General features: G+C 71.3%; 13 protein-coding genes. 4 read left to right on the forward strand and 9 right to left on the reverse strand.

Annotated elements, in window-relative coordinates; all coding sequences use genetic code 11:
- Window positions 1-192 (forward strand): hypothetical protein (locus J7F03_RS10510; protein ID WP_214948436.1); only part of this gene is annotated, 192 nt, incomplete at its 5' end.
- A 178-nt stretch (window positions 193-370) separates the two neighbouring features.
- Here the strand turns inward: J7F03_RS10510 and J7F03_RS10515 are convergent.
- Entirely contained in the window at window positions 371-1,378 is a 1,008-nt protein-coding gene (locus J7F03_RS10515) for a stage II sporulation protein M (RefSeq protein ID WP_214948437.1), read from the reverse strand.
- A 125-nt stretch (window positions 1,379-1,503) separates the two neighbouring features.
- Here J7F03_RS10515 and J7F03_RS10520 point away from each other — a divergent pair, with 125 nt between their 5' ends.
- A complete protein-coding gene (locus J7F03_RS10520; protein ID WP_214948438.1) occupies window positions 1,504-2,475 on the forward strand; it encodes an RDD family protein in 972 nt (323 codons plus the stop codon).
- Here the strand turns inward: J7F03_RS10520 and J7F03_RS10525 are convergent, their stop codons facing one another.
- Complete coding sequence (locus tag J7F03_RS10525; protein ID WP_214948439.1) at window positions 2,476-3,099, reverse strand: hypothetical protein; 624 nt, start codon at window positions 3,097-3,099, stop codon at window positions 2,476-2,478.
- Window positions 3,100-3,190: 91 nt separating this feature from the next.
- Window positions 3,191-4,642, reverse strand: a complete 1,452-nt coding sequence (ahcY, locus tag J7F03_RS10530; protein WP_214948440.1) for an adenosylhomocysteinase — start codon at window positions 4,640-4,642, stop codon at window positions 3,191-3,193.
- Between the two features lie 352 nt (window positions 4,643-4,994).
- On the opposite strand from ahcY, the gene J7F03_RS10535 reads away from it, so the two are divergent.
- Window positions 4,995-7,064, forward strand: coding sequence for a fructose-specific PTS transporter subunit EIIC (locus tag J7F03_RS10535; protein WP_214948441.1), 2,070 nt, complete (start codon window positions 4,995-4,997; stop codon window positions 7,062-7,064).
- Window positions 7,065-7,138: 74 nt separating this feature from the next.
- Window positions 7,139-7,432 (forward strand): hypothetical protein, encoded by a 294-nt coding sequence (locus tag J7F03_RS10540; protein ID WP_214948442.1) that lies wholly within the window; start codon window positions 7,139-7,141, stop codon window positions 7,430-7,432.
- A 66-nt stretch (window positions 7,433-7,498) separates the two neighbouring features.
- On the opposite strand, the gene J7F03_RS10545 is transcribed toward J7F03_RS10540, so the two are convergent.
- From J7F03_RS10545 to J7F03_RS10570, 6 genes are all read right to left on the reverse strand, one after another.
- Window positions 7,499-8,443: a cation diffusion facilitator family transporter gene (locus J7F03_RS10545; protein WP_214948443.1), complete on the reverse strand. Its 945-nt coding sequence runs from the start codon at window positions 8,441-8,443 to the stop codon at window positions 7,499-7,501.
- 93 nt (window positions 8,444-8,536) lie between these two features.
- A complete protein-coding gene (gene manA, locus J7F03_RS10550) occupies window positions 8,537-9,709 on the reverse strand; it encodes a mannose-6-phosphate isomerase, class I (RefSeq protein ID WP_214948444.1) in 1,173 nt (390 codons plus the stop codon).
- 39 nt (window positions 9,710-9,748) lie between these two features.
- Window positions 9,749-10,882: an SIS domain-containing protein gene (locus J7F03_RS10555; protein ID WP_214948445.1), complete on the reverse strand. Its 1,134-nt coding sequence runs from the start codon at window positions 10,880-10,882 to the stop codon at window positions 9,749-9,751.
- An 82-nt stretch (window positions 10,883-10,964) separates the two neighbouring features.
- Window positions 10,965-11,153, reverse strand: coding sequence for a Trm112 family protein (locus J7F03_RS10560; protein ID WP_214948446.1), 189 nt, complete (start codon window positions 11,151-11,153; stop codon window positions 10,965-10,967).
- 127 nt (window positions 11,154-11,280) lie between these two features.
- The gene (locus tag J7F03_RS10565) at window positions 11,281-12,651 is read right to left on the reverse strand and encodes a phosphomannomutase/phosphoglucomutase (protein ID WP_214948447.1); all 1,371 of its coding nucleotides are present in this window, start codon (window positions 12,649-12,651) and stop codon (window positions 11,281-11,283) included.
- Between the two features lie 78 nt (window positions 12,652-12,729).
- Entirely contained in the window at window positions 12,730-13,110 is a 381-nt protein-coding gene (locus J7F03_RS10570; protein WP_214948483.1) for a DUF3499 domain-containing protein, read from the reverse strand.
- Window positions 13,111-13,196 lie beyond the last annotated feature (86 nt).

Below are 13,196 nucleotides of genomic sequence, written 5' to 3' on the forward strand. Positions count from 1 at the left end.
CTCACCCTCTCGGGCTTTCCTCCGGGCGCTTCCTTCGTTCTTGTGTTTCCGACTTTATCAGACTCTTTCGTGTCCGATTCCCGGTCGAAGCGGGTTTCGCTTTCCAGTTCTTCGCTTTCGCGTTTCCCTTTCCGGCGAGGCCGACTCTATCAGAAGCTTTCCACCGGATTTCCCGGCTTCTTTCCTGAATGAAGAGTCGAGTGTGCCCACTTGGAATTCAATTCCTGGGGGGCGAGAGAGATGTTAAACCATCGCTGCCGAACTTGTCCAGTTCGAGGCAACCGTTCGAATCTACCTCCCCGCATCGGCCGTGTCAACGGTGTTTGCGGGACGACGAGGAGACTAGCAGCTCAGGCTGCTTGTACGCACATCAGGCCGCAGTGGGGAGCGTCGCCGTCTGGTCGGCGACCTCTACGTCGCCCACCTCGCCCGCCCGGGCCGCGCGGCCGCCCAGGACGTAGACGTAGAGGAGGAAGAGGGTCTCGGCGGCCACGCCGATGGCGATGCGGGCCCAAGTGGGCAGGCCGGAGGGGGTGACGAAGCCTTCGATCAGGCCCGAGACGAAGAGGACCGCCGCCAGGCCGATGGCCATGCCGAGGGCCGCGCGGCCCTGTTCGGCCAGGGCCACTCGGCGGGTGCGCAGGCCGGGGTCGATGACCGTCCAGCCCAGGCGCAGGCCCGTGCCGGCGGCGACGAAGACCGCCGTCAGTTCGAGCAGGCCGTGCGGGAGGATCAGGCCGAGGAAGACGTCGAGGCGGTCGGCGGAGGCCATCAGACCGATGCCGACTCCCAGGTTCTGCATGTTGATCCACAGGATGTACAGCACCGGCAGGCCCAGGAAGCCGCCCAGGACCAGGCAGATCGCGGCCGCCTGGGCGTTGTTCGTCCAGACCTGGGCCGCGAAGGAGGCCGCGGGGTGGCTGGAGTAGTACGTCTCGTACCCGCCGCCCGGCTTCGTCATCGCCTTGAGGTCCTCGGGGGCCGCGATGGAGGCCTGGACCTCGGGGTGGGTGGCTATCCACCAGCCCATGAGCACGGCGACCGCCGTGGAGAGCAGCGCGGCGGGGATCCACCAGCGGCGGCTGACGTAGACGGCGGCCGGGAAGCCGGTCGTGAAGAAGCGCACCGCGTCGCGCCAGCCGCCCCGGCGGGCTCCCGTCACCGTGGCGCGGGCCCGGGCGACCAGCTGGGTCAGGCGGCCCGTGAGCATCGGGTCGGGGGTGCTGGACTGGATGAGGGAGAGGTGGGTGGCGGTGCGCTGGTAGAGCGCGACGAGCTCGTCGGCCTCGGCTCCCGTGAGGCGCCTGCCCCGGCCGAGGAGCTGTTCCAGCCGGGCCCACTCGGCCTGGTGGGCTGCCACGAAGACGTCGAGATCCATGTGGTTGGCGCTCCCCTGCCCCTGGTTCCTGCTGGTCCCCTGATTTTTTCTGCTTCTTCTGTGGTCAGCTTGGCAGACTGGTTGCCAAAGGGGCGGGGCAGGTCACGTGAAGGGTGAGTGCATCGGTGAGCGATCTGGTGACGGGAGACGCGGTCGTCCTGGGGCTACGGCCGGCGAGGCTGCCGAGCCGGGCGCTGGCGATCCTGCTCGACCTGGTCGTGTACGTGGCCGGCTATCTGATCGTTTCGGTCGGGCTGGCCTTCTCGATCGCCTCGCTGGACGGGGCGGCGCAGGCGGCCGTGTCGGTGGCCGCGTTCCTCCTGATCCTGGTCGGTGTGCCGATCGCGGTGGAGACGCTGAGCCACGGGCGCTCGCTGGGCAAGCTCGCCTGCGGGCTGCGCGTGGTCCGCGATGACGGCGGGCCGATCCGCTTCCGGCACGCGCTGGTGCGCGGGGCCTTCGGGGTCGTCGAGCTGCTGATGTTCTTCGGGTCCGTCGCGTGCATCGCCTCGCTGGTGTCGGAGCGGGGGCGGCGCCTCGGGGACGTCTTCGCGGGGACTCTCGTCATCCGGGAGCGGGTGCCGGGGGCGCGGGTGATGCCGGTGCCTCCGCCGCCGCCGTGGCTGGCCGGGCGGTTCGGGGGGCTGGACCTGTCGGCGGTGCCGGACGGCCTGTGGCTCGCGATACGCCAGTACCTGACCCGGATGAACCAGCTCGATCCGCAGGTGGGCGCCGCGATGGCGGTGCGGCTCGCGGACGATCTGGTGGCGCGTACGGGGGCTCCGCCGCCGGTCGGGGTGCCGGCTGCCGCGTTCCTGATGGCGGTGGTGCACGAGCGCCAGTCGCGGGACGCCGCCCGCGCCTTCCGGCAGCAGCCCGCTCCCGGGGCGGGACCTGTCCCGTACGGGCAGCCCGCTCCCGTGGCTCCTGTCCCCTACGGGCAGCCCGCTCCCGTCGTGATGCCGGCCGTGGCTCCCGTCGTGCCGCCCGCGCCGGTGGCTCCCGCGCCCGCGGCGTACGTACCCGTACCTGCGCCCGTGCCCGTGCCCGTGGCCGATCAGCCGCCGCGTGCCACCGGGTTCGCTCCGCCCGCCTAGCTAGGTCGTCTCGAAGGACGACGGCGGGGTTTCCAGGTGTTCGAGTTCGATGCCGGGGGCCGCGAGGACCACGTCTCCGGCGATGTGGATCGTATGGACCTCGCCGGTGTCCAGGGCGCTGACCTGGTATTCGTCGACCAGGAGCGGGCCGCTGTCGGTGGGGTGTTCCGCGCGGCGCAGGAGGGCCCAGGCCTGGTCGACCGTACGGGCCGCCAGGACGGGGTCGGTCAGGGCGACGAGGCGGACGCGGGTCGCGGGGGCCCCGGGGGTGAGGCGGAGCAGGCGGGACGTGGCGACGAGGAAGGCCGGGGAGGTGCCGGTGAAGCCGGCGGCCCCGCGGACGTTGCCCTCGGTGGCTTCGGCTCCGGTGGGGTCGGCGCGGACCCAGGTGACTCCGTCGATGGCGGCGCCGCGGACCTGCCAGCTGGAGGCGTTGACCTCCAGGCGGATGGGGCGGCCCAGTTCGTCGACGGCCAGGTCGACGGAGCCGCGGTGCTCGCCGTCGGGGGCGGTGAGCTGGGAGACGTAGCGCCAGCCGGAGGGGCCCGGGGCGCAGTGGAAGTGCTCCTCGCCGAGCGGGGTGTGGTCGTGCGGGTCGTGGAGCGAGTAGCGGCCGCGGGGCATGGGGCGTCTTCCTGGGTCTCGGGCGGGTACGGGGCAGGCCCCCGGCACGGGTGCCGGGGGCCTGCTCGCGGGTGCTGCGGATCCGTGGGGATCAGTAGCGGTAGTGGTCCGGCTTGTACGGGCCCTCGACCTTGACGCCGATGTAGTCGGCCTGCTCCTGGCGGAGCGTGGTCAGGCGGACGCCGAGGGCGTCGAGGTGCAGGCGGGCGACCTTCTCGTCGAGGTGCTTGGGGAGCACGTAGACGTCGGTGGGGTACTCGGCCGGCTTGGTGAAGAGCTCGATCTGGGCCAGGGTCTGGTCCGCGAAGGAGTTCGACATCACGAAGGACGGGTGCCCGGTGGCGTTGCCGAGGTTCAGCAGGCGGCCCTCGGAGAGGACGATCAGGACCTTGCCGTCGGGGAACTTCCAGGTGTGGACCTGGGGCTTGACCTCGTCCTTGACGATGCCCTCGATCTTGGCGAGACCGGCCATGTCGATCTCGTTGTCGAAGTGGCCGATGTTGCCGACGATGGCCTGGTGCTTCATCTTGGCCATGTCCGAGGCCATGATGATGTCCTTGTTGCCCGTGGTCGTGATGAAGATGTCCGCGATCTCCACGACGTCGTCGAGCGTGGCGACCTGGTAGCCGTCCATGGCCGCCTGGAGCGCGCAGATCGGGTCGATCTCGGTGATGATGACGCGCGCGCCCTGGCCGCGGAGCGACTCGGCGGAGCCCTTGCCGACGTCGCCGTAGCCGCAGACGACGGCGACCTTGCCGCCGATCAGGACGTCGGTGGCGCGGTTGATGCCGTCGATCAGGGAGTGGCGGCAGCCGTACTTGTTGTCGAACTTCGACTTGGTGACGGCGTCGTTCACGTTGATCGCCGGGAAGAGCAGGGTGCCCTCGGCCATCATCTCGTAGAGGCGGTGGACGCCGGTGGTGGTCTCCTCGGTGACGCCGCGGATCTCGGACGCGAGCTGCGTCCACTTCTGCGGGGCCTCGCCCAGGGTGCGGTTGAGGAGGGTCAGGATGTAGCCGTACTCCTCGGAGTCCGCCGTGGAGGGGTCCGGGGCCGCGCCGACCTTCTCGAACTCGACGCCCTTGTGGACGAGGAGGGTGGCGTCGCCGCCGTCGTCGAGGATCATGTTCGGGCCGCCGGTGGGGGTGTTCGGCCAGGTCAGCGCCTGCTCGGTGCACCACCAGTACTCCTCCAGCGTCTCGCCCTTCCAGGCGAAGACGGGGACGCCCTGCGGGTCGTCCGCGGTGCCGTTCGGGCCGACCGCGATGGCGGCGGCCGCGTGGTCCTGGGTGGAGAAGATGTTGCAGGAGGCCCAGCGGACGTCGGCGCCGAGGGCGACGAGGGTCTCGATGAGGACGGCGGTCTGCACGGTCATGTGCAGGGAGCCGGTGACGCGGGCACCGGCCAGCGGCTGGGTGGCCGCGTACTCCCGGCGGATCGACATCAGGCCGGGCATCTCGTGCTCGGCGAGGGTGATCTCCTTGCGGCCGAAGACGGCGAGGGAGAGGTCCGCGACCTTGAAGTCGGTGAATGCGGCAGTCATGTGGATGCTGCTCCTCGTGGGTCGAGAGGTTTGGGTACGGCTGAGCCGCGCACCGTCCGTGCGGGCGGCGCACATGGCGCTCAGTCCGTCGGGGGTCCTCTCTCCCCTCGGCCGGTCCTGTGGACCGCCCGACCGCCATCAGCAGCGACGCCTGACACTGATGACGAATCTACACCGATCGGCGGAGCGGGTCTCGGACGGCTGAAGGACGAGTCACGTCTCGGGTTGGGGCCGTCCGGCGGAACACTTCAGGGCCTTTCGGACTTTTGATGCACCCCCTGCATGTCGCAGGATGCCTGTGGATCGGGTCTATCGCGCGATCCCGCAGGACCGAAGGCGTGAGGAGATTCCAGTGACCAGTCCGGCAGGCCCTCCTGGCAGCGGAGGCACGAGCGCGCAGAGGCCCGTGAAGTTGGTGGCCGTCACCGCGTGCCCCACGGGGATCGCCCACACCTACATGGCGGCGGAGAAGCTCCAGCAGGCCGCCGACCGTCTCGGTGTGCAGATGAAGGTGGAGACCCAAGGCTCGATCGGGGCCGAGAACGTGCTCTCTGACAACGATGTCAGGGAGGCGGACGGCGTCATCATCGCCGCCGACAAGGAAGTCGACCGCGAGCGCTTCGCCGGCAAGCGGGTCCTGTCCACGGGTGTCGCGGACGGCATCCACAGGCCGGAGGAGCTGATCCAGCGGGCGCGGAGCGCGCCGGTGCAGACCGGGAGCGCCGCGGGGCCGGGCGGCGGCGGGGCCGGTGGCGGCGGCGGCAGGGAGCGCAGTCAGGCGTACAAGGCGCTGATGAACGGCGTCTCCCACATGATCCCGTTCGTGGTCGTGGGCGGTCTGCTGCTCGCCATCTCGATCGCGCTGGGCGGTCACACCACGCCGAAGGGCATCGAGTTCGACAAGGACTCGTTCTGGTTCTACGTCAACACCCTCGGCGGGCTCGGCTTCAAGCTGATGCTGCCGATCTTCTCCGGATACATCGCCTACGCGCTCGGTGACCGGCCGGCCCTCGTACCCGGCATGATCGGCGGTTTCCTCGCCGCCGACGCCGTCAACATCTACGGGGCCGAGGCCAACGCGGGCTTCCTGGGAGCCATCGCGACGGGCTTCCTGGCCGGCTATCTGGTCGTGGGGATCAAGAAGCTCAAGGTCCCCAAGTTCGTCCAGCCGATCATGCCGATCATCGTGATTCCGATCGTTTCGACGGTGGCCCTTGGCCTTGCCTACATCTACGTCATCGGTCAGCCGATCTCCTGGCTGTTCACGCACCTGACCGACTGGCTGAACGGGATGACCGGCTCCAGCGCGATCGTGCTCGGCGCCATCATCGGCCTGATGATCGCCTTCGACATGGGCGGTCCGGTCAACAAGACCGCGTTCCTCGTCGCCGTCGGCCTCATCGGCACCAACAACCACGTCATGGGCATGGCCGCCGCCGCCATCCCGGTCATGCCGCTCGGCCAGGGCCTGGCCACGCTGCTGCGCCGCAAGCTCTACAGCGACCAGGAGCGGGAGACGGGCATCGCCGCACTGTTCATGGGCTTCTTCGGCATCTCCGAGGGCGCGATCCCCTTCGCCGCCGCGAGGCCCGCCCAGGTCATCCCGGCGAACATGCTCGGTGGCGCCGTGGCCGGTGCGATCGCCGGTGTCGCCGGGGTCGAGAACTCCGTGCCGCACGGCGGTCCGGTCGTGGCGCTCTTCGGTGCCGTCAGCGGTGTCGCGATGTTCTTCGTGGCCATGGCGGTCGGTTCGGCCGTCACGGCCCTCACCACCAACGTGCTCATCGAGATCAAGCAGCGCAAGAACGGCGGAGCCGCCGCTGCCGCGGCCTCCCCGGTCCGCGAGCCGGTGCCCGTCGGCGCCCTGGTGACGGCCGGCGCGGGTACGGCCGCGACCGCCGGTGCGGCCGCGCGTACGGCCTCCACCGCCGGGGCGGCCGGGCTCGCCGGCGACGGCGGGCAGCCGGAGGTGCTGTCGGGATACCTGACCGAGCGGACCGTGAAGACGGAGCTGGCCTCGGATTCCAAGGAGGCGGCCATCCGCGAGATGGCGGAAATGCTGGCCACCACCGGCAACGTCAGCGACGTGGACGAGCTCGTACGGGTCGCCCTCGCCCGGGAGGCGCAGGGCACGACCGGTCTCGGCGAGTCCATAGCGATCCCGCACGCCAAGACGGACGCCGTGACCCGCCCGACGGTGGGCTTCGCCCGGTCCGACGAGGGCATCGAGTGGGGCGCCCTGGACGGGACGAAGGCCCGGCTCGTCTTCATGATCTCCGTACCGGAGGCCGCCGCCGGGGACGAGCACCTGCGGATCCTGGCACTGCTGTCGCGCAAGCTGATGGACACGGGCTTCCGGGAGCGGCTGCAGGCCGCCCCGGACGAGCCGGCGATCTTGGACGTGCTGCGCGAGATCCAGTAGCCGCGAGCCCCCTCGTACGCACCTCGGGCCCCGTACCCCACCTCGGTGGTACGGGGCCCGAGGGGCGGATGTACATGTTGGGCGACGACCGGTTGGACTTCCTCGACTCCCTCGTGATGGCGGTCAACGACGGGAACGACGGGACCCTGCCGCTGTCGGCCGTTCGGGGGGTCCCGATCTCCATGCCGGCCGACGTGCTGGTCCTCGCGGCGCTGGGCTCGCTGGGCATACCGGTCTTCCTCGCCGGCGGCGGGCTCGGCATCGCCTGGCTGGTGGCGCGGCGGCGGGCGGCCGAGGCCGCGCGGAACGCGGCGGCCGCCGGCCCCGGCCACATGGCGTGGTCGTACGAGGCCGCGGCGAGCGACTGACCCGGCCGTTCGATACGACGGGGCCCCCTGCGCACGCGCAGGGGCCCCGGTGCGTCGGGCGCCGGATCAGTGGCCCGGGTTGGTGCCCTTCGCGGCGGCCTCGGCGTTGTAGATGTCCGGCTCGAGGTAGATCACCCGGGCGATGGGGACGGCCGCGCGGATGCGGGCCTCGGCGGCGTTGATGGCATTGGCCACCTCGGTCGCCGTGTCGTCGCTCTGGACGGCGATCTTCGCGGCGACCAGCAGCTCCTCGGGGCCGAGGTGCAGGGTGCGCATGTGGATGACGCCGGTCACGACGTCACCGTCGACGACGGCGGCCTTGATCTTCTCGACGTCCTCGGTGCCGGCGGCCTCGCCGAGCAGCAGGGACTTGGTCTCGGCAGCGAGGATGACGGCGATGATGATGAGCAGGACGCCGATGCACAGGGTGCCGATGCCGTCCCAGACTCCGTCGCCGGTCAGCAGGGCGATGCCGACGCCCGCGAGGGCGAGGACCAGGCCGATGAGGGCGCCGAGGTCCTCCAGGAGGACGACGGGGAGCTCGGGTGCCTTGGCGCGCTTGATGAACTGGCCCCATGTGAGGCTGCCGCGGATCTCGTTCGACTCCTTGATCGCGGTGCGGAAGGAGAAGGACTCCGCGATGATCGCGAAGACGAGGACGCCGACCGGCCAGTACCAGTGCGAGATCTCGTGCGGTTCCTTGATCTTCGCGTAGCCCTCGTAGATGGCGAACATGCCACCGACGGTGAACAGCACGATGGAGACGAGGAACGCGTAGATGTAGCGCTCGCGCCCGTACCCGAAGGGGTGCTGCGGCGTCGCCTCGCGCTGGGCCTTCTTGCCGCCGAGCAGCAGCAGGCCCTGGTTCCCGGAGTCGGCCAGCGAGTGGACGCTTTCCGCGAGCATCGACGAGGAGCCGCTGAAGACGAAGGCCACGAACTTGGCTACAGCGATGGCCAGATTGGCGGCGAGTGCCGCCACGATCGCCTTGGTACCGCCCGACGCGCTCATGGTTGCGATGTGTCCCTTCCTCGGTGCGGCGCCCCTGTCCGGGGCGCCGCGTCACGGCCGCAGATTCTCACAGCCACCGGTAGGGACGGTACGTCAGACCACCACGGTGGCACGGAAGACGGTGCCGGAACCGGACAGTTCGGCCTTCTCGCCCGCCGGCACGAAGACCGACTCGCCAGGTGCCAGCGTCAGTTCGCCGGACTTGGGGGAGGCCGCCTTCGGGGAGCCCGCGGTGCACAGCAGGATCTGCGGGGTGGCGTCCGGCAGGACCCGGGGTGCGGCGCCGGGGGCCAGGACGAAGCGGGAGAGCCGGAATTCGTCGATGGGGGTCTCGTAGACCTCCTCGCCGTTGCCCTCGGGGCGCAGGACGCCCGGGTCGCCCGGCTCGAAGAGGGTGACCTTCAGCAGCTCCGGAACGTCGATGTGCTTGGGGGTGAGTCCGCAGCGCAGGACGTTGTCGGAGTTGGCCATGAGCTCGACGCCGAGTCCGTCGATGTAGGCGTGCGGGATGCCGGCTCCGAGGAACATGGCTTCGCCCGGCTGGAGTTGCACGTGGTTGAGGAGCATGGCCGCGATGACGCCCGGGTCGCCCGGGTAGTGGTGGACGAGTCCGGTGTACGGGGCGTACGGGCCCCCGAGCCGCTGGGCGGCGGCCGCGGCCTCGGTGACCGTACGGGCCATCTCGGCGCGGTCGGCGGTCAGGACGGCGGTGAGCACCTCGCGCAGGGCCTGGTCCTCGGGGTGGGCCCGCAGGAGGTCGGCGTAGGGCTTGAGGGAGTCGACGCCGAGGCCTTCGAGGAGTTCGGCGGCCTCCAGCGGCGGGCGGAATCCGCACAGGCCGTCGAAGGGGGTGAGGGCGCAGACCAGCTCGGGCTTGTGGTTGGCGTCCTTGTAGTTGCGCTGCGGCGCGTCGATCGGGACGCCGCGCCGCTCCTCGTCCTCGAACCCGGCCTTCGCCTGGGCGAGGTCGGGGTGGACCTGGAGGGAGAGCGGGGCGCCGGCGGCGAGGATCTTGAAGAGGAAGGGGAGCCGGGGGCCGAACTTGGCGACGGCGGCGACTCCGAGTTCGGCCTCGGGGTCGGCGTCGATGACGTCCGAAAGGGCGGTCTCGCCCGCTCCGCGGTCGAGGCGGGAAGGGGCGCCGGGGTGGGCGCCCATCCACAGCTCGGCCTGGGGTTCACCGGTGGGGGCGACTCCGAGGAGCTCGGGGATCGCCGTGGTGGAGCCCCAGGCGTAGGGGCGGATCGTGTTAGTGAGGCGGTCCATCGGTCGTCTTCCTGGGTGAGAGAGATGCGGGTATGCGTCTCAGCTGTGTCCCCCGGAGGCCAGCGCCAGGTAGGCGGTGGCGAAATCCGTGACGGCGAGGAGTTCCGCGAGCTGCTCCAGCTCCGTGCCCTCCTCCGGTTCGAGCTCGCTGATGGCCGTGTCGTGGCTGAGGGCGAGCTCTCGTGCGGCAGGGGCGGCTGTCAGTCCGCCTGCGGGCCGGTCGCGCAGCAGTACGACGCGTGCGCGAAGGGCCTGCGGTTCTTCCACTCGGTCGCGGAAGAAGTCGTCGGGGTCGGCGCCGGCGGCGAAATCGCCGGCGAGCAGGACTCCGTGGGCCGGCAGTGCCTCGGGGAGGTCGGCGGCGAGTGCGGGCCGGCCGGCGAGCTCCGCGAGGGTGGCGGCGAAGCGGCGGCCGGCGGGTCCGGCGGCGGCTCCCTCGCTCCAGATGAGGGGGAGGGAGTCGGCGAGCTCGGACGCGAGGGTCTTGGCCGGGTTGGAGTAGGTGGCGACGGCGGGGCCGCAGCGCTCGGCGGTGCGGTCGAGCCGGTCGGCGACGAGCTGGAGGGTGTCGGGGGCGGCGGTGATCAGGCCGACCCTGTCGAGGAGCACCAGCAGCGGGGTGAGCAGGGCCCACAGGGCGCCGGGGCCGGCAGCGGCCGATTCGTCGTACTCCTGGTACGGGGCCTTCGCCATCGGTACGAGGAGCCCGTGCGCGCCGTCGATCGCCTCGCTCAGCGGTGAGCGCTCGGGTGCGACGGCGACGACGGTGGAGCCGCGCCGGTAGGCCTGCTCGGCGAGGACGGCGAGGCCGGGCTCGGTGCCGTCGGTGGTGGCGATGAGCAGCAGGTCGACGGGGCCGGCCCAGCCGGGCAGCGTCCAGCGCAGTGCGCCGGAGGCGTGTGCGACGCCGGTCGGGTGCAGCCGGATCACGGGCGCCGAGGCGCCGGCGAGCGCTCCGAGCAGGTCGGCGACCCCGGTGGCGGCCGTACCGGGCCCGGCGATGAGGACCGCGCGGGGACGGCCCTCGGGCCGCAGGTCCCCGAGGCCCGCCTCGACGGCGTGCCGGGCGGCGGTGCGCACCCGGGCTCCGGCCTCGGCGGCGCCGCGGAGCAGGCCGCGGCGGTCGGCGCGGGCGAGATCGTCAGGTGCGTCGAGGAGCGACTCGTCGAGCATGTGGCGGCCTCCGGGCTGTGTCGGTGACGGGACCTGTGTCGGGAACCAGTCTCAGCTTTTGCGCGGGGTGGCGGTGGCAGGCTCAGGCGGGGCGGCGCGCCTCGTCGACGAGGAGCACCGGGATGCCGTCGCGGACCGGGTAGGCGAGACCGCAGTCCTGGCCTCCGGTGCAGATCAGCTCGGGGTTCTCCGCGTCGGCCGACTTGTCCTCGAGGGGCGAGTGGCAGGCGGGGCAGGCGAGGATCTCCAGAAGGCCGGCTTCGAGCGGCATGGGGCGGTTCCCTTCGGGATGCGGATTGGGCCAGGTCAGCGTACCGCCGAGTCGCCTGCGGTGCGGGTCGGAGGTGGTGCGCCGTCGCCGGGGCGGAGCCCTGGCGACGGCGCACCACCTCGCTGGACTACGCGCGGACGAGCGCCAGGACCTCGTCGCGGACCTTTTCGAGGGTCGCGGAGTCGCGGGCCTCGACGTTGAGGCGCAGCAGCGGCTCGGTGTTGGAGGCGCGCAGGTTGAACCACCAGTCGTCGCCCGTCGCGGTCAGGCCGTCGAGCTCGTCGAGGGTGACGCCCGGGGCGGAGCCGTAGGCGGCCTTGACGGCGGCGAGGCGGCCCGCCTGGTCGGCGACCGTGGAGTTGATCTCGCCCGAGCCCGCGTAGCGGTCGTAGGAGGAGACCAGGGCGGAGAGGGTGCCGTCCTGGCCGCCGAGGGCCGCGAGGACGTGGAGCGCGGCGAGCATGCCGGTGTCCGCGTTCCAGAAGTCCTTGAAGTAGTAGTGCGCCGAGTGCTCGCCGCCGAAGATGGCGCCGGACTTGGCCATCTCCTCCTTGATGAAGGAGTGGCCGACGCGGGTGCGGACGGGGGTGCCGCCGTTCTCGCGGACGACCTCGGGGACGGACCAGGAGGTGATCAGGTTGTGGATCACGGTGCCGGTGCCGCCGTTGCGGGCGAGCTCGCGGGCGGCGACCAGGGCGGTGATGGCGGACGGGGAGACGCCTTCGCCGCGCTCGTCGACGATGAAGCAGCGGTCGGCGTCGCCGTCGAAGGCGACGCCGAGGTCGGCGCCCTCGGCCTTCACGCGGGCCTGGAGGTCGACGATGTTCTTCGGGTCGAGGGGGTTGGCCTCGTGGTTGGGGAAGGTCCCGTCCAGTTCGAAGTACATCGGGACGAGGTCCAGCGGGAGGCCCTCGAAGACGGTGGGGACGGTGTGGCCGCCCATGCCGTTGCCCGCGTCGACGACGACCTTGAGGGGGCGGATGGCGGTGAGGTCCACCAAGCCCTTGAGGTGGTCGGCGTAGCCGGTGAGGGTGTCCTGCTCGGTGACGGTGCCCGGGGTGGTGCCGGCGGGGACCTCGGGGGCGCCGTCCTCGCTCCAGCGCTCGACGAGCTCGCGGATGGCGGAGAGGCCGGTGTCCTGGCCCACGGGGGCGGCGCCGGCCCGGCAGAGCTTGATGCCGTTGTACCGGGCCGGGTTGTGCGAGGCCGTGAACATCGCTCCGGGCAGGTTCAGCTTGCCGGAGGCGTAGTACAGCTGGTCGGTGGAGCACAGCCCGATCAGGGTGACGTCGACGCCGCGGGCGGACGCGCCGCGCGCGAAGGCGGCGGACAGGGCGGGCGAGGAGGGGCGCATGTCGTGACCGATGACGATCGCGGTCGCACCGGTGACCTCGACGAACGCGGCACCGAACAGTTCGGCCAGCGGCTCGTCCCACTCGTCCGGTACGACACCTCGTACGTCGTAAGCCTTGACGATGTTCGAAAGATCGATGGCCACTGCCTGCCCTCCTGAAGGTGATGTGCGGTGAGGCAAACCTACCGTGGGCGCAGAGTCTCTTATCGGACGATCTGAGTGTCAGGAGTCCGGCGAGCGCAGGACGCGCAGGTGTCCGCGGCGGGTCTCGCCGCCGCTGTAACCGCCCTGACCTGCGCCGCCGCCGGCCCCGGCCGCGCGCTCGGGGGGCCGGGCGGCCTCCCGTACGGCGTTGGCGAGGGCTTCGAGGTCGTCGCCCGTGGGGCGGGAGGGTGCGGAACCATCCGTGAGGCGTACGACGTCCCAGCCGCGCGGGGCGGTCAGGCGCTCCGAGTGCTCGGCGCACAGGTCGTAGCAATGGGGTTCGGCGTAGGTGGCGAGCGGGCCGAGAACTGCGGTCGAATCGGCGTAGACGTACGTCAGAGTCGCGACGGCAGGGCGGCCGCACGCGGTGCGCGAACAGCGACGTACAAGGCTCACGATGTTGGACGGTACCGCACTCTTGACCGGGCCGCGACGACTCTCCCGCCAGGCACTCTCCCGTGTCGGCCGATCGCCCCCGCCCCGGC

Source organism: Streptomyces sp. ISL-43 (assembly GCF_018614195.1).
In the GTDB taxonomy this organism is placed as follows: domain Bacteria; phylum Actinomycetota; class Actinomycetes; order Streptomycetales; family Streptomycetaceae; genus Streptomyces.